The 20297-nt window shown below is 76.5% G+C and carries 19 protein-coding genes; 7 read left to right on the forward strand and 12 right to left on the reverse strand.

Going from position 1 to position 20297, the window contains the following annotated elements; all coding sequences use genetic code 11:
- Positions 1-69: 69 nt before the first annotated feature.
- Positions 70-906, reverse strand: coding sequence for an SDR family oxidoreductase (locus E9565_RS10495; RefSeq protein ID WP_236834983.1), 837 nt, complete (start codon positions 904-906; stop codon positions 70-72).
- Positions 903-1898 carry a Gfo/Idh/MocA family protein gene (locus E9565_RS22420; RefSeq protein ID WP_236824893.1) on the reverse strand — a complete coding sequence of 332 codons (996 nt, stop codon included), beginning with the start codon at positions 1896-1898 and terminating at the stop codon, positions 903-905. The genes E9565_RS10495 and E9565_RS22420 overlap by 4 nt, the downstream gene beginning before the upstream one ends.
- Before the next feature lie 38 nt (positions 1899-1936).
- Between E9565_RS22420 and E9565_RS10505 the strand changes: the two genes are divergently transcribed.
- Positions 1937-2221 carry a DUF4031 domain-containing protein gene (locus E9565_RS10505; RefSeq protein WP_236824892.1) on the forward strand — a complete coding sequence of 95 codons (285 nt, stop codon included), beginning with the start codon at positions 1937-1939 and terminating at the stop codon, positions 2219-2221.
- Here E9565_RS10505 and E9565_RS10510 read toward each other — a convergent pair.
- Both E9565_RS10510 and E9565_RS10515 read right to left on the reverse strand, forming a co-directional pair.
- Positions 2178-2819 carry a metal-dependent phosphohydrolase gene (locus E9565_RS10510; RefSeq protein WP_236824891.1) on the reverse strand — a complete coding sequence of 214 codons (642 nt, stop codon included), beginning with the start codon at positions 2817-2819 and terminating at the stop codon, positions 2178-2180. The two genes, E9565_RS10505 and E9565_RS10510, sit on opposite strands and share 44 nt — an antisense overlap.
- Complete coding sequence (locus E9565_RS10515; RefSeq protein WP_236834985.1) at positions 2816-4081, reverse strand: ArgE/DapE family deacylase; 1266 nt, start codon at positions 4079-4081, stop codon at positions 2816-2818. The genes E9565_RS10510 and E9565_RS10515 overlap by 4 nt, the downstream gene beginning before the upstream one ends.
- 62 nt (positions 4082-4143) lie before the next feature.
- Between E9565_RS10515 and E9565_RS10520 the strand changes: the two genes are divergently transcribed.
- Positions 4144-4866 (forward strand): phospholipid scramblase-related protein, encoded by a 723-nt coding sequence (locus E9565_RS10520; protein WP_236834987.1) that lies wholly within the window; start codon positions 4144-4146, stop codon positions 4864-4866.
- Between the two features lie 308 nt (positions 4867-5174).
- Here the strand turns inward: E9565_RS10520 and E9565_RS10525 are convergent, their stop codons facing one another.
- Positions 5175-5420, reverse strand: coding sequence for a DUF6458 family protein (locus E9565_RS10525; protein WP_236834989.1), 246 nt, complete (start codon positions 5418-5420; stop codon positions 5175-5177).
- 226 nt (positions 5421-5646) lie between these two features.
- On the opposite strand from E9565_RS10525, the gene E9565_RS22425 reads away from it, so the two are divergent.
- Entirely contained in the window at positions 5647-5772 is a 126-nt protein-coding gene (locus E9565_RS22425; RefSeq protein ID WP_255714284.1) for a hypothetical protein, read from the forward strand.
- Between the two features lie 62 nt (positions 5773-5834).
- Positions 5835-8825, forward strand: coding sequence for an AAA family ATPase (locus E9565_RS10530; protein WP_236824887.1), 2991 nt, complete (start codon positions 5835-5837; stop codon positions 8823-8825).
- 141 nt (positions 8826-8966) lie between these two features.
- Here the strand turns inward: E9565_RS10530 and E9565_RS23535 are convergent, their stop codons facing one another.
- The 3 genes from E9565_RS23535 to E9565_RS10540 form a co-directional block, all read right to left on the reverse strand.
- A complete protein-coding gene (locus E9565_RS23535) occupies positions 8967-9152 on the reverse strand; it encodes an alpha/beta fold hydrolase (RefSeq protein ID WP_374201732.1) in 186 nt (61 codons plus the stop codon).
- A complete protein-coding gene (locus tag E9565_RS10535; protein ID WP_374201733.1) occupies positions 9137-9754 on the reverse strand; it encodes an alpha/beta fold hydrolase in 618 nt (205 codons plus the stop codon). Before E9565_RS10535 ends, E9565_RS23535 begins: the two co-directional genes overlap by 16 nt.
- Positions 9755-9872: 118 nt before the next feature.
- On the reverse strand, positions 9873-11648 hold the full coding sequence (locus tag E9565_RS10540; RefSeq protein ID WP_236824885.1) for a DEAD/DEAH box helicase: 1776 nt from the start codon (positions 11646-11648) through the stop codon (positions 9873-9875).
- Between the two features lie 237 nt (positions 11649-11885).
- Between E9565_RS10540 and E9565_RS10545 the strand changes: the two genes are divergently transcribed.
- Both E9565_RS10545 and E9565_RS10550 read left to right on the forward strand, forming a co-directional pair.
- Complete coding sequence (locus E9565_RS10545) at positions 11886-12425, forward strand: GNAT family N-acetyltransferase (protein WP_236824884.1); 540 nt, start codon at positions 11886-11888, stop codon at positions 12423-12425.
- 37 nt (positions 12426-12462) lie between these two features.
- Positions 12463-14682: an HNH endonuclease signature motif containing protein gene (locus E9565_RS10550; RefSeq protein WP_236834991.1), complete on the forward strand. Its 2220-nt coding sequence runs from the start codon at positions 12463-12465 to the stop codon at positions 14680-14682.
- 41 nt (positions 14683-14723) lie between these two features.
- Here E9565_RS10550 and E9565_RS10555 read toward each other — a convergent pair whose 3' ends face one another.
- From E9565_RS10555 to E9565_RS10570, 4 genes are all read right to left on the reverse strand, one after another.
- Entirely contained in the window at positions 14724-16409 is a 1686-nt protein-coding gene (locus E9565_RS10555) for a DNA repair helicase XPB (protein WP_236824882.1), read from the reverse strand.
- A 126-nt stretch (positions 16410-16535) separates the two neighbouring features.
- A complete protein-coding gene (locus E9565_RS10560) occupies positions 16536-16859 on the reverse strand; it encodes a PaaI family thioesterase (protein WP_236834992.1) in 324 nt (107 codons plus the stop codon).
- A 216-nt stretch (positions 16860-17075) separates the two neighbouring features.
- A complete protein-coding gene (locus tag E9565_RS10565) occupies positions 17076-17393 on the reverse strand; it encodes a DUF1905 domain-containing protein (protein ID WP_236824880.1) in 318 nt (105 codons plus the stop codon).
- Between the two features lie 45 nt (positions 17394-17438).
- The gene (locus E9565_RS10570; RefSeq protein WP_236834994.1) at positions 17439-19682 is read right to left on the reverse strand and encodes a helicase C-terminal domain-containing protein; all 2244 of its coding nucleotides are present in this window, start codon (positions 19680-19682) and stop codon (positions 17439-17441) included.
- A 52-nt stretch (positions 19683-19734) separates the two neighbouring features.
- On the opposite strand from E9565_RS10570, the gene E9565_RS10575 reads away from it, so the two are divergent.
- Entirely contained in the window at positions 19735-20247 is a 513-nt protein-coding gene (locus tag E9565_RS10575; protein ID WP_236824878.1) for a hypothetical protein, read from the forward strand.
- The last annotated feature ends 50 nt before the right edge of the window (positions 20248-20297 follow it).

Here is a 20297-nt window from a genome sequence, read left to right on the forward strand (position 1 = left end):
CGGCCGTTCCCGTTCCCCATCGGCAGGTGGCGGTGGCAGCTGCAGGCGAGCCACCCGGTCGGGGGACGGTCAGGCGCCCGCCGGGACCCGCTCGGCGAGGTGCTCGGCGAACGTGCGCGGCGCCCGGCCGAGCAGCGCGGCGAGCACGCGCGGGCTGCCGGTGAAGCCGTGCGCCCGGTACCAGTCGAACATGGTGGTGCGGCAGCGGCCGGCGTAGGTCCCGTCGTCCTCGGCGTGGACGTCGACCGCGGTGACCGGCCGGCCGGCCCGCTCGCCGAGCAGCGCGGCGACGTCCGGGGCGGTGAGCGCCTCGGGGCCCACTGCCTCGAAGGTGCCGCTGTCCAGCCCGTCCTCGGTGAGCAGCACGGCCGCCGCCTCGGCGACGTCGCGGAGGTCGACGAAGGACTGCGCCCGCTCCAGGCCCCACGGGCTGCGCAGCTCTCCGCTGTCGACCGCCCCGGGCAGCTGCCCGTCGAGGTTGTCGGCGTACGCGCAGGGCTGCAGCACCCGCCACCGCGCCCCGGTGCCCGCGACGGCCTCGTCGAGCGCCTCCTCGACGAGGTCCTTGGCGGCGTGGTGCGGCATCGCGCGGGCCTGCGGGCGCAGCACCGAGTGGTAGACGAGCCGGGGCACCCCTGCGCGGGCGGCCGCGGTGAGCACGGCGGGGGCCCCGGCGGCCTCGCCCGGGTCGAAGTTCGGCCAGATCAGGTACAGGGCGTCCGCACCGGCCAGCGCGTCCGACAGGTCGCCGGTGAGGTCACCCACGACCACCTCGGCGCCGAGCGCGTCCAGCTCCGGCCGCGGCTTCCGCGACGGCACGACGGCGCGCACCTGCTCGCCGCGCGCCAGCAGGGCCCGGACGGCGGCGGTGCCGGTGGACCCGCCGGCCGCGGTCACCACGATCACAGGACGTCGACCGCCTCGGCGTGCCGCACCCCGAGCTGGTCGGCGGCCTGCCCGAGCACGTCCTGCACCACCAGCGTGTCGGCCAGCGGCATCGCAGGGCTCTCGGTGCGGCCGGCGCGCAGGCACCCGGTCACCTCGGCCAGCTCGTGCGCGTACCCGGCGCCGGTCTGCGGGCGGGTGATCTCCTCGGGCTCGGCGCCGTCGCGGTGCAGCACGATCGTCTGCGGGTGGTGGAAGCGGGGGACGACGTCGATCCAGCCCGTCGTCCCCACCACGCGGGCCGTCCCGGGCAGGGCGTACTTCAGCGAGGTGGTGAGCGCGGCGTTGCGGCCGTCCTCCCAGCCCAGCAGGATCGCCGCCTCCGCGTCGGCTCCTGACGGGAACAGCGAGCCGGTGGCGACCACGCGGTCGGGCGTGCCCAGCAGCATCTGGGCGAAGGAGACGACGTAGACCCCCAGGTCGAGCAGGGCTCCGCCGCCGAGCTCCAGCGCGAACAGCCGGTCGACCGGGTCGTACTCGCGGGAGACGCCGAGGTCGGCCTGCACCGAGCGCACCTCGCCGATCGCGCCGTCGGCCACGAGCTCGTTCAGCCTGGCGACGGCCGGCTGGAACCGGGTCCACATCGCCTCCATGACGAAGGTGCCGCTCTCCCGGGCGAGGTCGACCACCTCGGCGGCCCCGGCGGTGGTGGCGGTGAACGCCTTCTCCACCAGCAGCGCCTTGCCCGCGCGCAGCGCGGCCAGCGCGAACTGGTGGTGGTGCGGGTGCGGGGTGGCGACGTAGAGGACGTCGACGTCGGGGTCGGCCAGGATCTCGCCGTAGGAGCCGTAGGCCCGCTCCAGGCCGTGCCGCGCGGCGAACCCGTCGGCGCGCTCCTGCGACCGGGAGGCGACGGCGACCGCGCGGGCGCCGTCGACGACCGCGAAGTCCTCCACCACCTTCTCCGCGATGCGGCCCGGCCCGACGATTCCCCAGCGGATCTCTGCACTCACCGGGCAGACGCTAGTCGCGGCCCGGCACACTGCTCGCCGTGGCGGTGCTGATCGACTCCCCGGTGTGGCCGTGGCGGGGGCGGATGTGGTCGCACCTGGTCAGCGACGTCTCCTACGAGGAGCTGCACGCCTTCGTCGCCGTGGAGCTGGGCATCCCGCGCCGGGCGTTCCAGGGCGACCACTACGACGTCCCCGCGGACCTCTACGAGGTCGCGGTCGCCGCGGGGGCGCTGCCGGTGGGTTCCCGGGAGCTGCTGCAGCGGCTGCTCGCGGCGGGGCTCAGGCTCCGGAAGCCTCGCCGGCCCGCTGCCTCAGCAGGGTGATCTCCGCGGTCAGGTTCGCGCGCGCCGGCTGCTCCCACTCCGCGGCCGCGGGCAGCCGGTAGAGGCGGGGCAGCTCGAGCAGCCGCTCCAGGACCGCGATCCGCCCGGCGGTGAAGTCCTCGTCGGAGAGGTGCCCGTACTCCGCGCGCACCGCGGAGGCGTAGCCCGCGTACGCGGCCGGGGGCGCGGCGAGGACGGCGAGGTCGGCGTCGCACAGCGCCGCACCGTTCACGTCGCCCGGCTCGGGGTCGTGCGCGGCGGTGAGCAGCACCAGGCGGGCGACCTCCTCCACCCGCTCCTCCGGCACGAGGCCACGCAGCCCGGCCCGGGCGCGGTCGGCGCTGACCTGCTCGTTGTCGGCGCGCAGCGGGTCGTAGACGACGTCGTGGTACCAGGCGGCCAGGGCGACGGCGGCCGGGTCCGGCGCGTCGGCGGAGAGCCGCTCGACCAGCCCGAGCACGGCCGCCAGGTGCGCGAGGTCGTGGTAGCGGCGGTGCGGCTCGCTCCAGGCGGCGACGACGGCGGCCCACTCGGTGCGCGAGATGGGGGAGTCCCCGGCCAGCGCGGCCCAGGCCTCGAACCCGACCGGGCCGCTCACCGGACCCCGCAGGTGCGCAGGGCGAGCAGCGCGAACGCCCGGGCAGCGGTGACCAGCTCGGCGACCGGCACCTGCTCCTGCGGGCCGTGCGCCAGGTGGAGGTCACCCGGCCCGTAGTGCAGCGTCGGGACGCCCCTGGCGGCGTAGAGCCGCAGGTCGGTGCCCGCGGGCAGGGCGCGTTCGACCGGTGGCGGCCCGCCGGCGTCGACGACCGCGGCCCGCACGGCGGGCAGCAGCGGGTGCCCGGCCGGCAGCTGACCGCTGGCGAACGCGCCGCCGACCCACGTCAGCCGCACCGGGTGCCCGGCCAGCCACGGGTGCGCCGCCGAGACCTCCGCCAGCCGGGTCTCCAGTGCCGCGCGCGCCGCCTCCACCGGCTCGCCGATGCGCACCCCGTACCGCCCCTCGGCCACCAGCCGGTCGGGCACCGAGCTCGCCCAGTCGCCGGCCCGGACCCGGCCGATGGAGATGCCGTACGGGAAGCGGGCGTCGCCGAAGCGCGGGTCGGCGTCGCGCTGCCGCTCCGCCTCCAGCTCCCGCAGCGCGGCGTGCACGTGCGCGAACAGCTCGACGGCGCTCACCCCGCGGTCGCGCATGGCGGCGTGCGCGGCGTGGCCGGTGACCTCCAGCCGGAAGGTGAGCGCGCCGGCGTGCGCGGTCACCACGGCCTGCGCCGTCGGCTCCGGGATCACGCACAGCTCGCCGGTGTGGCCACGGCGCAGGGTGGCCCAGGCGCCCAGGCCGCCGTCCTCCTCGCCGACGACGCCGTGCACGGCCAGCGGCCGGGCCAGCCGCACCCCCGCCGTCCGCAGGGCGTGCACGGCGGCGAGCGTGGCGACGACGCCGGCCTTCATGTCGCAGGCCCCGCGCCCGTGCACCGCGCCGTCGGCGAACCGGGGGACGAAGGGGTCGCCGGCCCACAGGCCCGGGTCGCCGGCCGGGACGACGTCGGTGTGCCCGGAGAGCACCAGCGCCGGGGTGCCCTCGCCGCCGGTGGTGCCGACCACGCCCCACGCCTCGGTGCGCACGACCTCCTGGCCGGGGGCGTCGGCGGCGGTCGCCGCCTCCGCGAGGTCGACCGGCCAGCAGTCGACGTCGCAGCCCAGCTCGTCCAGCCAGCCCGCGAGCAGGTGCTGCACCTCGCTCTCGGCCGCCGAGCCGCCCACCGACGGGACGGCGATCATCGCCGCGAGCCGGTCCACCGCCCACTGCTCGTCGACGGCGGAGAGGACGCGGGCCTCCACGTCGGTCAGCTCGGCCACGGTTCGGAGTCTGGCACGCCGGCCGCGCGGCCCCGCGGGGCAGCGGCGCTAGGTTCACCGCCGTGACGCAGCCCCCGCCGCCCGGTTGGTACCCCGATCCCGCCGGCGGCCCCGGCACCCGGTGGTGGGACGGCCAGGGCTGGAGCGAGCACGTGCAGCAGCCCGCGGCGCCGCCGCCGGCGGCCGGGCCGTCGCTGTACGACCAGCCGGTCCTCCTGGTGAACCAGAGGACCAAGCTCGTCGAGCTCACCAACGAGTACGCCGTCCTCGACGGGAACGGGCAGCAGATCGGTGCCGTCGTCCAGGTCGGGCAGAGCGGGCTCCGCAAGGCCGTCCGCTTCGTCTCGAACCTCGACCAGTTCCTGACCCACCGGCTGGAGGTGCGCGACGCCCGCGGGCCGGTGCTGGTGCTCACCCGGCCGGCGAAGCTGGTGAGGTCGCGGGTGGTGGTCGAGCGACCCGACGGGGCGCCGGTCGGCGAGATCGTGCAGGCCAACGTGTTCGGGAGGATCCGCTTCGACCTGGTGGCCGACGGGGCGCTGGTCGGGGCGATCCAGGCGGAGAACTGGCGGGCGTGGGACTTCGCCATCACCGACGCCGCCGGTGTCGAGATCGCCCGGATCACCAAGAAGTGGGAGGGCCTGGCCCGCACCATGTTCACCACGGCCGACCGCTACGTCGTCCTGGTGCACTACCGCCTGCCCGAGCCGCTGGCGAGCATGGTCATCGCCGCGGCGCTGACCGTCGACACGGCCCTCAAGCAGGACGAGCGCGGGTTCAACTGACCCGTGACGCTCCGCGTCGCACCGCGGCCAGGTGCCGTCCCCACCGGCGCTGAGCCCGTGTCCACGGCCACGTCCCGCGACATGACGCCGGTACGTCCGGCGCGTACGGTGGGACGAGTCCGGGCCGGGTGCATCGTGCCCCCGGGTGCCATTTGGTTACGCCTTCACGGACTACCGCCCCGACCTCGGTCGGGGGGCCTGGAGCCGTGTTGTGCTTATCGCCGCGAGGCGGCCGTCATCCGGTCCGGACCTGAACCGACGAGAGCCCCCGCCCTGCCCGGGCGGGGCTCTCGTCGTCCGCGCGTCGCTCAGTAGGTCTCCTCCGTGGTGCTCCGGCGGGCCGGTGCACCACCCGGGTCGCCGTAGGCGTCGGTCCGGGTCACCCGGCGCTGGCGCGGCCCCCAGACGGCGAGCTCGAGGACGATCCCGAGCGCTCCGACGATCATCAGGATCCAGCCCACGACCTGCAGGTCGACGCCGCTGACGTCCACGCGCAGGGCGAAGGTGAGGATCGCGCCGAGGGCGAGCAGCACGATGGCGGTTCCGAGTCGCATGACGAACTCCTCCGGTGGCGGCCGGCGGGGCGCCGGCTCGCGAGGGCAGCGGTTCCCGCGAGCCGGCCGGTCAACCGCGTCCCGGCCCCGGTGTCACCCTGACGGGTGGCGGCTGAGGGCCCCTTAGGTGTGCGTCCCCACCGCGGACGGCGTGACCGCCCGATGCCCGGCCCCCGGCCTCAGCACGACCGTTCCTCGTGTCACCACCGACGAGAGAGGGACGACGATGACCTACCCCAACCCCGGCCTCGAGGCCGAGCTCGCCTACCGCCGCGAGGTCCTCCAGGGGATCGGCCGCACCACCGGCACCCGGCGGGGTTCCTGGCTCCGCCGGCACCGGCGTTCGCGCTGAGCGCACCCCGGCCGGGTGGGACCGGCCGCGATCGGTCACCCCCGCGTGCCACGATCCCAGCCGTGTCACGCTGGGACGACGCCCCGCTGGTGGGCCGGGCCGAGGAGCTCGCCCGCCTGCTCGCGCAGGTGGAGCGGGCCGCCGCCGGCCGGGCGTGCGCGACGCTGCTGGCCGGCGACGCCGGCGTCGGCAAGACCCGCCTGCTCGACGAGCTGGGCCGGGAGGCGGCCGCGCGCGGGCTGCGGGTGCTCACCGGGCACTGCGTGGACCTCGGCGACGTCGGGTTGCCCTACCTGCCCTTCGTCGACCTCCTCCGCCCGCTCGCCGCCGACCCCGAGCTGGTGCCGGCGGCCCGGGCGAACCCGGTCCTGACCGGCTTCCTCGCCGGCCACCCGGGCGCGGTCGTCCCCGTGCCGCCGCCGGGCGAGGGACTGGACCTCGGCCGCCCGCTGCCGCACCGGGCCGCGCCGCAGCCGGTCGACGACGGGCGGCTGCAGCTGTTCGAGTCGGTCGCCGCGCTGCTGTGCGAGCTCGCCGCCGCAGGCCCGCTGCTCGTCGTCCTCGAGGACGTGCACTGGGCCGACCGGTCCAGCCGCGACCTGCTGCGCTACCTGCTGGCCCGGCTGGTCGACGAGCCGGTCGCCGTCGTCGCCTCCTACCGCGCCGACGACCTGCACCGCCGGCACCCGCTGCGCCCGCTGCTGGCCGAGCTGGTGCGGCTGCCGGGCGTCGAGCGCCTCGACCTCGCGCCGCTGCCCGACGCGGCCGTCGGCGACCTGGTCCGCGGGCTGGCGAGCGCCGACCTCCCGCAGAGCGCCGTGGAGGACGTCGTCGCCCGCGCCGAGGGCAACGCCTTCTACGCCGAGGAGCTGCTGGCCGCCGGGCTGCAGGGCGAGGCGCTACCGCTCGCGCTGGCCGACGTCCTGCTGGCGCGGGTGGAGCAGCGGTCCCCGGCCGCCCAGCGGGTGCTGCGGGTGGCCGCGGTGGCGGGGCGGCGGGTGCGCCACGAGCTGGTCGCCGCCATCGGTGAGCTGGCGCCCGACGAGCTGGAGCGGGCGCTCGCCGAGGTGGTGCACCACCACCTCCTCGTCGTCTCCGACGACGGCCGCTACCGCTTCCGGCACGCGCTGCTGCGGGAGGCCGTGCTGACCGACCTGCTGCCCGGCGAGCGGGTGCGGCTGCACGCGGCGATCGCCGGCTACCTGGCCGCGCACGCCGACGCCGGCACCGCCGCCGAGCGGGCGCACCACGCGCGGGAGAGCAACGACCTGCCGGGCGCGTTCAGCGCCTCGCTGGAGGCGGCGTCCGACGCGTGCGCCGTCGGCGCGCCCGCCGAGCAGCTGCAGCACCTCGAGGCAGCGCTCGCACTGTGGCCGGCGGTGCCCGACGCGGCCGGGCGGGCCGGCCGCGACCAGGTGGCGTTGCTGGTGGAGACGGCCGCCGCGGCCCGCACGTCGGGCGAGCTGCACCGCGCCGCGGGGCTGCTGCGCGCCGCGCTGGAGCTGGTGGGGCCCGACGGCGACCCGGGGACCCGGGCGCGGCTGCACTACACGCTCGCCCAGGCCCTGGTGCGTATCGAGGACCACACCGGCGGCTACCGGGAGAGCAGCGCGGCGATGGCGCTGGTCCCGGCCGAGCCGCCGTCGGAGCTGCGCACGTGGGCGGCGGCCACGCACGCGCGCATGTGCTTCAGCCTCAACCTCCTCGCCGAGGGCGACGCGGCCGCGGAGGAGGCGCTCGCGGCGGCCGACGTCCTCGGCCTGGACGCCGCCTGGTCGGACACCGCCGTCTCGCAGGTGCGGTCCCGGCCGGCCGCGGACGTGGAGGGGGTGCGGCGTCGGCTGGGCGAGGCGTTGGAGCGGGGGCGGCGCTCGGGCGACGTCGACGTCGAGATGCGGGCCTGGTTCAACCTCGCCGTCGACCGGTTCGAGGCCGGGGACGTGCCGGGCGCGGTGGCCCTCACCGGGGAGGCGACCGAGCGGGCCCGGGCGCTGGGCGTCGAGTGGGCCACCTACCCGGCCGGGCTGCGGCACCTGCGGGTGACGGCGCTGTACACGGTGGGGGAGTGGGACGCGAGCCTGGCCGAGGCCGACGCGCTGGCGCGGGTGCCCGAGATGGCGGCGCACGTGCGCGCCGCCGCGCTGCTCGTGCTGGTCGGCCGGGGTGACCCGGCGGCACGGGACCGGCTGGCCTGGGCGCGGTCGCTGGTCGAGCGGGTCAACGCCCACTACCTGCTCTCGCTGGTCACCGGCGCGGCGGAGATCGACCTGGCCGCCTGGGCGGGCGACGCGGCGCGGGCGGTGGACGTCGCGATCGCGACCAGCGCCCGGCTGCGCGAGGTGTGGCGGTTCGACCACCTGGGCGTGCTGCGGCTGGTCGCCACGGCGCTGGGCGCGGTTGCCGATGCCGCGGCCGCCGCCCGGCTGGTGGGGGACCGCGTGACGGCGGACGGGTGGGTGCACCGCGGCGAGGAGCTCGTGGAGATCGCCCGGTCGGCCGTCGAGGTGTTCGAGCGGTCGGTCGGCGGGATGGGTGTCGAGGGCCTCGCGTGGCGGGCGCGGGTCGATGCCGAGCACGCCCGCCTGGCCGGGAAGGCCGCGCCCGAGCTGTGGCAGGCCGCCGCCGAGGCGTTCGGCTACGGCCACGTCTACGAGCAGGCGCGGTCGCGGCGGCGGCTGGCCGAGGCGCTGCTGGCCACCGACGACCGGGCCGGCGCCGCGGTGGAGGCCCGCGCGGCGCACGAGGTCGCCGTCCGGCTGGGTGCCACGCCGCTGCGCGAGGCGGTCGAGGCGCTGGTCCGCCGGGGCCGGCTCGACGTCGACCTGCCCGGGGTGCGGTTGGTCGACCCGGCCGCGGTGCTGACCCCGCGGGAGCAGTCGGTGCTGGCGCTGCTGGCGAAGGGCCGCACCAACCGGCAGATCGGCGCGGAGCTCTACATCAGCGAGAAGACCGCCAGCGTGCACGTCAGCAACATCCTGGCGAAGCTGGGCGCGAACGGCCGCACCGAGGCCGTGGCCATCGCCGCCCAGCGCGGGCTCTTGCCGGTGCCCTGACCGATCGCGGCGAGCGGACCTCGGAGGGGCGCGGGCGCGACGCAGCGGCTTCGCGGCACAGCGGACGCCACCTGGCTGCGGTGCGCGCGGTGTCACCGGGCGTGCCCCCCCATCGCGCCCCCCTGCCCGGCGGCTCGGCCGTCAGCGCTGGCTGTCGAGGAAGCCGCGAACGATCTCGTTGAAGAGGTGCGGTGCCTCGAGGTTGCTGACGTGTCCGCAATCGGGGATGACCGCCAGGCGAGCTCCAGGGATCCGGCGCTCGAACTCGCGTGCCACCGACAGCGGCGACCGCGCATCGAGGGCGCCCCAGATCAACTGGGTGGGCACCTGGACGGTCGGCAGGACGTCGGTGAGATCGGCCGTGCCATAGCGGTGAGGGCGATCAACATGCTGCGGCGTCTGACGTCCGCCGCCATCGCGTTCAGGAGCGGCACGAAAGGCGGGGGTGGATCACCCGCGAAGAGCCCGGGCAGGGTCGGATCGAATGCCTCGGCCGGCTCGGTCAGCGCGGCGCGCACGAGGGCCAACCTGGCGTCGGCCTCCTCGGCGCCCAGCGAACCCCGCCACCCGGCGTATCCGTCAGCCAGCACCATGCTCCGGATCACCGCGGGGTGCCGTCGGTACAGCTCGAGGATCACGGTCGTGCCCCATGAGAGGCCGACGAGCGAGGTGGGCGAGACCCCGAGCGCGCGGATCATCCCCGCGAGGCAGTCGGCGTAGTCGGAGAGGCCGAACTGGTCCGGCATGTCCTCGGATCGCCCGGCGCCGGGTTCGTCCCAGGCGATCACCGTGAACTCGCGGGAGAGCGCGTCGAGCTGCGGTGTCCAGGCGCGACCGTCCTCGGCGCCGCCGTGGACGAACACCACGGCTGGCCCGTGGCCGGTACGGCGGTATGCCAGGCGGAGGCCGTGCACCTCTACCGTCTCCATCGGGAGACGGTACTCCCGGTGTGCCTCCGGCCCGAAGCGCCGGCGGACCCGAGCGGTGGCCCTTGAGCGGTGACCGCAGATCAGGAGGCCCGTCGGGCAGCTACCGCCCACACCTCGGTCAGAGCATCGTGCGGAGGCGCTCCCGGCGGGCTCGGAGGACATCCACCGACGCGGACGCCGACGGGGGGCCGGGGACCTGCTGGCGCAGCTGCGTGTGCACCACGGCCTGCGGCTGCGAGGTGCGCGCCGCCACGCGGTTGACCAGCTTGTTGATCTCCCGGCGCAGCTCCGCCGCATCGCGCCAGGAGCGGCCGGCGTCGTCCTCGTCGGGGTGGTCCTCGACGACCATGAAGTCGTCGGCGTCGTCCCGGTGGCTCTGCGCGATGCGCAGCCGCAGCTCCTCGTCCCGCTTGGCCAGCAGCGACGCCGTCTGCTCGGGGGTGAGCAGGCCCGGGATGCCGAGGAAGTCCTCCTCCTCGGGTGCGACGACGGTCGCCGCGCGGCCCTCGCCGGTGTGCGCCGTCCCCCCGTGGAGGACGTGCGCGAAGCGGGCGTCGGCCTCCAGGGCCTCCCACTGCTTCATGCCGTCGGGGTCCTTCTCCTTGGGCGGCAGCGGCTCGAGGTCGAGCTCGTCGCCCTGGACCGTCTTCGGCGGCGGCATGACGTGGTTGCGCTGCTCCTCCATGGAGGCGGCCAGCGTCAGCAGCGGGCGCACCGCGGGGAGGAACACCGTCGCCGACTCGTGCGGGGAGCGGGACCGGACGACGCGGCCGACCGCCTGCGCGAAGAACAGCGGCGTCCGGTAGGAGGTCATCCACGCGAGGACGGCGGCGCGCGGCACGTCGACGCCCTCGGAGATCATGCGGACGCAGACGGCGATGCGGGCCGAGCCGGTCGCGAACCGCTCGATCTTCTTCGACGCCTTCGGGTCGTCCGAGAGGATCAGCTCCGGCGCCTTGCCGGTCACCCGCCGCACGATCTTCGCGTAGTCGCGGGCGTCGTCCTGGTCGCTGGCGAGGATCAGGCCGGCCGCGTCCGGCATGCCGCCCTCCTCGCGCAGGTGGGTGATCCGGTCGTCCATCGCGGCGATGACGTGCGGCACCCACTGGCCCCTGGGGTCCAGCGCGGTGCGCCAGGCCTGCATCTCCACCGACTTGGTGCCGGCCTCGCTCAGCGACGCGGCGACGACCTCCCCGGCGGAGTTCCGCCAGCGCGAGGTGCCGGTGTAGGCGGCGAAGACGACCGGGCGGACGACGTTGTCGGCCAGCGCCTCCTTGTAGCCGTAGGTGTAGTCGGCGCGGCTGACCAGGCCGCCGGCCTCGCCCTCGAAGGTGTCCTCCTCGTACCGGACGAAGGGGATGCGCTCGTCGGGCTTGGTGCGGAACGGCGTCCCGGTGAGGCACAGCCGGCGCGCGGCCATGCCGTAGGCCTCCTCGACCGCCTCGCCCCAGGAGAGGCCGTCGCCGGCGTGGTGCACCTCGTCGAGGATCACCAGCGACTTCACGGCGGTGGCGCGGGCGGCGTGCAGCATCGGCTTGCCGGCCACCTGGGCGTAGGTGGTCACGTACCCCTGGGTGCCGGCGCGCACCGGGCCGACGGCGTTGGTGAGGTTCGGGTCGAGGACGATGCCCATCGCATCGGCGGCTTCGGCCCACTGCAGCCGCAGGTGGTCGGTGGGGGCGACGACGACCACGCGGGCGACCTCCCGCCGCGAGAGCAACCGGGCGGCCAGCGTCAGGGCGAACGTCGTCTTCCCGGCGCCCGGCGTAGCGGTGACGAGGAAGTCCTTGGGGGCGGCCTCCTCGTACTGCGCGAGGGCGGCCTGCTGCCATGCCCGGAGCGGTCGGCTGGTCGTCTGCGGGGCCCGGGCCGCCGCTGCTGCTGCAGTCGCCATGTCGGGGCCCATTCTGATCGGCGGCCGGGCAACACGCCCAACGGGCCCCTCCGGCGCGCCCCCGCCGTCGCCACGTATGGCGGCCTCCCGGCGAGCCGTTGACCAGCGCTTTCGTGGACCGCGGTCCGGCTGCTGTGGTGACTGTCATGGCCCGAACGGACCGGCTCGTCACTCCCGCGGGCCCCGGTGTCCCCAGGCGCCCCCGGCCGCATCGTGAGGGCTTGACAGCCGCCGCCGGTGCCCCCGCTCCGCTGGCTGACCGCGCCGGACCAGGTGAGCCCGTCCCTGCGGGCGGACCTGGTCAGCTGCTGGCGGGACGTGGTCAACGGCGGGGGAGCGGTCGGCTTCGCCCGGCAGGTCCCGGTGGACGACGACGTCGTCGCGCCGGTGGTCGACCGCCTGGGCTCCGGGCTCGACCCGCGGCTGCGCAGGCTCCTCGTCGCGCTCAGCGACGGCGGGGTGGCCGGCTGGCTGGTCCTCACGGGCAACGCCGACCCGGTCGCCGCGCACTGGGCCCGGGTGACGCACGTCCAGACGTCGCCGGCCGCCCGGGGGTCGGGGGTCGGTGGCGCGCTGATGGGCGAGGTGGCCCGTGCGGCACGGGACGACCTCGGTCTGGACGCGCTGCGGCTCGAGGTGCGGGGCGGGATGGGCCTGGAGTCGTTCTACGGCCGTCACGGGTGGACCGTGACCGGGTGCTGGCCCGGTGCGCTCCAGATCGGCGTGGACGACCGCCGGGACGAGGTGCTGATGGGGCTGGACCTGCGGGCTCGCTGACGCCGGAACTGTCAGAGGTCAAACGTATGTTCGATCCATGGTGGATGAGGAGCGGGCAGGGGTCACGGAGCCAGTGGCGCCGGCGGCCGGGTGGGCCACCGGCCCGCTGGCGGTGGTCCAGGCCGCCGACCGCCAGATCGCCCGTCAGACCGCGCTGCGCGCGCGGGCGATCGCCGAGTTCGCCGCGACCCGGCCCTCCTCAGCTGACCGCCAGCCCGGCGAACCGGGCGCCATGAGCGCCGACCGCCGGGCGTCGCGTGCGGAGGTGCTGTCCGGCGTCAGCGAGTGGGCGACGCAGGAGCTCGTCCTCGGCCTGTCCCGCACCTCGCAGGCGGCCGAGGCGCTGCTCACCCGGTCCCTCACGCTGGTGCACCGGTTGCCGCGGACGCTGGACGCGCTCGAGGCAGGGCTGCTGCACGAGGGGCACCTGTGGCCGATGCTCGGCACCGTCGCGCCGATCGCCGACGCCAAGATCCGCGCCGAGGTGGAGGCCGAGCTGCTCGCCTGGGCGGCCGGGCGGGTCACCACCCCCGCCCAGCTGGGCGACAAGGCCCGCCGGGTGGTGCTCCGCCGGGATGCCCGGGACGCCGCCGGCCGGCTGACCCGCGCGCTCCGCGAGCGCGGGATCTCGGTCCGGCCAGGCACCACCGACGGGACGGCGGTGCTCAGCGCGCTGCTCTCCGTGCCGGAGGCCCAGGCGCTCCTCGACGCGCTCGGCCGCTATGCCGACGCCCTGGAGACCACGCCCGACGACCAGCGCACCCGCGGTCAGAAGATGGCCGACTGCCTGCTCGACCTGGTGCTGCGGCCGGGCGAGAACGGCCTGCCGCCCGTGCAGGCCCAGCTCGCCCTGGTGGCGGGCGTGCGCACCCTGCTCGGTGGCGACCAGCCGGGGGAGGTCAACGGCCAGGTGGTGCCGGCCGAGATGGTGCGGGCCCTGGCTCGCGCATTCGGCCTCGTCCCCGACGTCCCGGCTCCGGAGGTGGCCGTTCCGCCGGAACCTTCTCCCGCCGCGCCGGAACCTTCCCCCGCCGCGGACGCAGACACCGCTGCGGATGCGACCACTCCCTCGGAAAGCGATCCGGTTCCCGCTGCGGGCACGACCGGTGGCCCCACCGTGGCGCCCGCCGGGGGCAACGCCCCTGATGCCGAGCCGACGGTGTCCCCAGGCGCGCGTGCTGCGGACTGGTACCCGAGCGAGGAGGAGCAGCTCGCCGACTGGTGGGCGGCCACCGAGGCCCTCGTCCTGCAGGAGTGGGGCGGCGAGGAGGACCCGCCGCCGGAGGTCCAGGTAAGGTTCTTGGCGGAGTCGGCGCGCTGGAACGCGATGCCGGCTGAGATCGATCTGCTCCCGTGGGTGGAGCCGGCCTGGTGTGCCGACGACGGCCCGTGGACGGAGCCTGGTCCCGAACCCGAACCCTGGCTCGAACCGGAACCCGGACCATCCCCCGAGCTCGAGGACGCCCATGCGGGCGGGCGTCCGCCCGCTCCCGCTTCCGGGCGTGCGCTCGCCGACGCCCCCGCGCCCGAGCCCGGCTCGTGGGCGGCGGCCGACCGCGCGATCGAGGCCGCAGGAGCGGTCCTGCTCGACCTGGAGCGGGCGGTGGGGAAGGCGCGCCGCGCCGTGGACGCCGCCGAGGTGGCCGACTCGACCGACGAGGCGGCCTGGCGGGACAGCTCGGCGGGGCGGTCCTCCTCGGCGCCGGACGCGCTCGGCGCGCTCGGTGCCGCGATCGACGCCCAGCGGCGCGCGCTTGCCGAGCTGCTCGACCGGACCGGTGGCGGGGGACTGGTCGACCGCCCGCGGATCGCCCTGGTCGACGAGTTGACCGGCGCGCTGGTGGCGCTCACCGACGCCGACGAGCTCCGTCGGCGCTCCCGGTGCGGCGACAGCGCGTGCCGGCGGGCCGGGGCGAGCTGCACCCACGACCTGAGCGGCCTACCGGGCCTGGGCGCTCCGCCGCCGACCGACGGCTATCGGCCCGGCGCGCGGCTCGACCGGTTCCTGCGCGCCCGCGACCGCCGGTGCCGGCAACCCGGCTGCCGTCGACCGGTCCCCAGGCGCGGCGAACTGGACCACGATCGCCCCTGGCCCGAGGGCGAGACGAGCGCGGCCAACCTGGTCGGCTACTGCACCCCGCACCACCGGGGCAAGCACCAGGCCCCGGGCTGCCAGCACCACCTCGCTCCCGACGGCACCCTCACCGTGACCACGCCCAGCGGTCTGGCGGCCTCGACGACGCCACCGCCGTACTGACGTCTCGGGTGCGGGTCGGCAGGTCGGCCGGTGCTCAGCGCTCAGTCGGCCGGTTCGTCCACCCAGTCGGGGCCGTTGACCTCGCCCGGGCCGGCCAGGTCACCGGCGTCGACGATCGTGTACGCGTAGCCCTGCTCGGCGAGGAAGCGCTGCCGGTGGGCGGCGTACTCGCTGTCGAGGGTGTCGCGGCTGACCACGGTGTAGAAGTGCGCCTGCCGCCCGTCGGCCTTGGGCCGCAGCACCCGGCCGAGACGCTGCGCCTCCTCCTGGCGCGACCCGAACGTGCCCGACACCTGCACCGCGACGGCAGCCTCGGGCAGGTCGATGGAGAAGTTCGCGACCTTCGAGACCACCAGCGTCTTCACCTCGCCGGCGCGGAAGGCGTCGAACAGCTTCTCCCGCTCCCGGTTGGTCGTCGAGCCCTGGATCACCGGGGCGTCCAGCGCCTGACCCAGCTCCTCGAGCTGGTCGAGGTAGGCGCCGATCACGAGCTTCTGCTCGTCGGGGTGCCGGTCCAGCACCCGGCGGATCACCGGCAGCTTGGACTTCGCCGTCGCCGCGATCCGGTACCGCTCCTCGGGCTCGGCGACGGCGTAGGTCATCCGCTCCTCGTCGTCGAGCGCGACCCGCACCTCGACGCACTCGGCCGGCGCGATGTAGCCCTGGGACTCGATGTCCTTCCACGGGGCGTCGTAGCGCTTGGGCCCGATGAGCGAGAAGACGTCGTCCTCCCGCCCGTCCTCGCGCACCAGCGTCGCGGTCAGCCCCAGCCGGCGCCGGGACTGCAGGTCGGCGGTCAGCCGGAAGATCGGCGCCGGCAGCAGGTGCACCTCGTCGTAGACGATCAGGCCCCAGTCCTGCGCGTCGAACAGGTCCAGGTGCCGGTACTCGCCCTTCCGGCGGGTGGTGATCACCTGGTAGGTCGCGATCGTGACCGGCCGGATCTCCTTGCGCTCGCCGGAGTACTCGCCGATCTCGTCCTCGGTCAGCGTGGTGCGGGCCAGCAGCTCGCGCTTCCACTGCCGCCCGGAGACGGTGTTGGTCACCAGGATCAGCGTGGTCGCCTTCGCCTCGGCCATCGCCGCGGCGCCCACCAGCGTCTTGCCGGCGCCGCAGGGGAGGACGACGACGCCCGAGCCGCCGGCCCAGAAGCCGTCGACCGCCTCCTGCTGGTAGTCACGCAGGTGCCAGCCGTCCTGCTCCAGGAAGATCGGGTGCGCCTGCCCGTCGACGTAGCCGGCCAGGTCCTCCGCCGGCCAGCCCACCTTGAGCAGCGCCTGCTTCAGCCGGCCCCGCTCCGAGGGGTGGACGACGACGCTGTCGGCGTCGAGCCGGGCGCCCAGCATCGGGGCGACCTTCTTCGAGCGGATGACCTCCTCCAGCACCGCGCGGTCGGAGCTGGTGAGCACCAGGCCGTGGACCGGGTTGTTCTGCAGGGTCAGCCGGCCGAAGCGGTCCATCGTGTCGGCGACGTCGACCAGCAGCGCGTGCGGCACCGGGTAGCGCGAGTAGCGCACCAGCGCGTCGACGACCTGCTCGGCGTCGTGCCCGGCGGCGCGCGCGTTCCACAGCGCCAGCGGCGTCACCCGGTAGGTGTGCACGTGCTCCGGGGAGCGCTCCAGCTCCGCGAACGGGGCGATCGCGGCGCGGCAGTCGCGGGCCAGCGGGTGGTCGACCTCCAGCAGCAGCGTCTTGTCCGACTGGACGATCAGGGGGCCGTCAGGCACGCGCACGCATCCTTCGCTCGGGAACTGCGGCGCGGGCGGGCGCGCCGGACTCTCCACGGTAACGCCGGGGGACGACGGGTCCTTCCGTCCCGGATCGAGACGACGGCGGCACGGAGACGCCGGCGCTCAGGCGCGGAGCCGCCAGCGCTTCCACAGCGCGACCGCGGTGGCCCGCGGCTTGCCGTCCCAGTGCAGCCCGACGTCGACGGTCATCTGCCCCTGGCCCGCCTCGGTGACCACCGCCCGCAGCTCCACCGGCTCGGTGAGCGGGGCCGGGCGCAGGTACCGCACGTCCAGCCCCGCGGTCACGTACGCGAGCGCCGCTCCCGGCAGCGGCCCCCAGCCGCGCACGTCGGCCTCGTGCAGCACGGCAGCGGCGCTGTGGCAGTCCAGGAGCGTGGAGATGATGCCGCCGTGAGGTACCCCAGGCCGTTGTCGTGCTCGGGCCACGGCGTGAAGGTCGCGGTGACGGCGTCCCCGCCGGGGTGGCTGCGCAGCCCGAGGCCGCGCTCGTTGGCCGGGCCGCAGCCGAAGCACGTCAGCGTGGGGACCAGTCGTTCCTGGATGCTCGGGGGGCCGTCGATCACCCGGGCAGCATGCCCGGCCCGCAGCCGCGCCCCGATCCAGGGGCCGGCGCCGACAGGTAGGTCGTCCTGGGCCGGATGCTCACCCGCCGCGTCGCGGTGCCGGATCCCGGCTGACGGCGAGCTGGACCACCACCCGGTCACCGGCGCGCAGCCCCTCCGCCGCCCGCACCGGCCTCTTCACCGGCAGCAGGTAGGAGCCGCTGCGCGCGTCCGGGAACACCGACGTCCGCCACGAGGTGCCGCCCACCGTGGCGGTGACCCGCACCGACCCGAACCCGGCGCGGACGGCCGCGCCGGCCTCGCGCACGTCGTCGGCGACCTCGGGCGGCAGGGTGAGGAAGTGCCACCCGGCCGGGCCGTCGTGCACCCAGAGGACGGCGGTGAACGTCTCGGTCACGGCGGCACGGTAGGCCGCCCCCCCCCCCCGACGGAACGGCGCGGGTCAGTCGCCGTCGTCCTCCACCAGCGCCACCGACGTGATCCGGTGGACGGCGAAGGTGCGGCTCTCCCCGCGTCGCTCGTCGTACCCCTGCAGGAAGCCCCCGGCCAGCGAGACCGGCTGCACCACGCGCTGGCTGCCGCTGCCCTGGGCGTCCACGTAGCCCAACCACACCGGCACGCCCTCCCGGACCGCGCGCGACAGCAGTTCCAGCGTCGACGCCGTCGTCACCCCCGGCACCTGGCGCACCGCCTCGCCGCGGCGCGCGGCCAGCGCCGCATCCCCGGCGCGGATCTCCCGCACCGTCGTCTCCAGGTCGGCCGCGGTCAGCGGACGGGGCGCGGCCGCCGGCTCGGTCCCGCGGCGGCCGGCGGCGCGTGGCCGGGCCGGGGGCCGGGTGAGCACCGCACCGCCCGGGTGCTCGCCGGCCGGGGCGTAGCCGGCCTCGCGCAGCACGGTGAGCACCTCGTCGGCCCCCAGCCCGCTCACCAGCACGCCCGGGGCCAGCCGGCGCAGTTCGGCGGCGGCGGTGCGCCGGTCGCTCAGCACCTGGGAGAGCAGCCCGTGGTCGTTCGAGCGGACGTAGGACTCGATCGCCCCCACCCGCAGCCGCCCGTGCTGCCGGGCGACGTCGTCGACCAGGTAGTCCAGCGCCTGGGGGACCGGGGTGCGGGACGCCTTCGCGAAGAAGTCGTGCAGGTCGGCGGCCGACCAGCCGGCGTCCAGCGCCCGCCGGACCGAGGAGTCCGACACCCGGAACACCGTCGCGCCACCGGAGGACTCGACGTCGGCGACGACCGACAGGGTGTCGGCCAGCTCGGCCACCAGCGGCCCCGGGGCGATCAGCGACAGGTCCGGCTGGGCGAGGACGTGGTCGACCGGCTCGGGCAGCAGCCCGCGCACGCCGTCGGCGGCGCCGTCCTCCCCGGCGGCGAGCAGGCCGCGGCCACCGGTGGAGAGCACCCCGCCCACGACCACGCCCAGCCGGGCGGCCTCGGCCAGCACGTCCGGCACCGGCGCCAGCCGGTCGGCCCGGCGCGGGGTGCGCCAGCGCAGCAGCGCGGTCAGCTCGTCGGCCCCCAGCCCGGACCCGGGCGGCTGCTCGGTGAGCACCGCCAGCGCCGACCGGCGGATGGCCGGCGCGGTGTGCCGCACGAGGTCGGGGGAGAGCGGGTTGGCGGCCTTGCCGGCCATGTCGCGCACGCCCACCAGGGAGGGGAGGCGGACGGCGCCCAGCCACCCGGCCGCCAGCACCGCCCACCGGTCGGCGAGGTCCTGCTCCCGCCAGACGTCGTAGGCGCGGGTGGGCAGCCACTCGTCGCGGTGCGGGCCGCCGACGTCGAGCAGCCCCGCCGCGTGCGCCAGCTCCAGCAGCCAGGCGGCGTCCGGCTCGGCCACCTTGAGCGCCTTCGCCAGCCGCTTCTGGTCACGGACCCCCACCCCGCCGCTGCGCAGCAGCCCGGCCGGCTCCTCCTCCAGCAGCGCCAGCAGCTCGCCGACCCGCCCGACCTGCTCCAGCGCCGCACCGGCGGCCTGCCGGTCCACCACCTGCGGGTCACGGGCGACGACGGCGGGCTCGGGGCGCCGCCGCGGCGGGCCGTAGGGGCGGTCGCCGCGCAGCAGCAGCCCCAGCTCGCGGGGCAGCTCGACGTTCAGCGCGTCGATGCGGGCCAGCAGGCCCCGCTGCAGCAGCCGCCGCGCCGGGGTGGCGCCGCCGTTGGGCGCCTCCGGGAGGTGGCCGACCGGGCGGTCGCCGGCCAGCCGCTCCAGGACGGCGCGCTCCTCGGGGTCGAGCTCGCCGACGGCGGCCGGCAGGTCCGCGGGTAGCTGCAGCCGCAGGTCGACCGCCCGGCGGCCCAGCCCGGCGGGGTGGCGGACGGCGCGGCGCACCGGGTCGGGGGCGTGCAGGACGTCGTCGCCCCACAGCAGCGCCCGCGTGGTCAGCGCCTCCACCGCGGCCTCGACCACCTCGTCGGGCACCTCGGGCAGCGCGGCCACCAGCGCGTCGGGCGGCAGCCCGTCGGTGGGCGCCAGCAGGACCACGTCGAGCACCTGCAGGGTGGCGGCGTCGAGCTCGTCGAGGGCGCGGTCGACCGACACCGGCACGGCCAGCCGGCTGGCCAGCGCGACGACGTCGGAGGGTGCGGGGCGGGCGACGTCGGGCCGGGCCGCCAGCAACGCGCGCAGCTGCTCGTCGCTGCGGGTGCGCAACCAGGCGGCGAGCGTCGCGGGGGCTTCCGTGGACATCCGGTCCACGCTACGTCGCCGTCCCGGCGGACGCTGCTGCCAGCATGTGCCCATGCACCCGGCGAGTGACGACCCCGGCACCCGGACCGCCCTGGCCGCCCTCCAGGTCGGGGCGCTGCGCTGGCTGGGCGGCGGCGCCATCGCCGTCGTCCTCGGGGTCCTGCTCGGCGCCGCCACCGTGTCGATGGCCGGGGAGGAGGGCCGTCGGGTACCCGGCGCCGGGCTCGTCGTCCTCGCGCTCGTCCTGGGCGGGCTGGCCGCCGTCGTCGTCGGCGGCGGGGCGCTGCTGCGCACCAGCCGCTGGCGGCGCGCGCTGGCCGGCACGACGTGGCGCCCCGGGCGGCTCTACGTCGCCGGGCCCGCGGTGCTGGCCTTCGAGCCCGACGGCGGGGACGAGGCGGTGCAGCTGCGGCTGCTGAGCACAGCGATCTGGCGCACCCGCGCGGTGCAGGCCCTCGACGGTGCCGCCGTGCTCGCCGCCCCGGTGGGGTCGGGGCAGTGGGTGTTCACCGCGGAGGGAGCGGGCACCCTCTACGGGGCCCGGGCCGTCACCCGGGGGCGCTGACCGCGACACCACCGCCGCCACGGGGGGCGGTGGCGCGCGGCCGGCGGGGC

The organism is Blastococcus sp. KM273129, assembly GCF_021698995.1.
Lineage (GTDB): Bacteria > Actinomycetota > Actinomycetes > Mycobacteriales > Geodermatophilaceae > Blastococcus.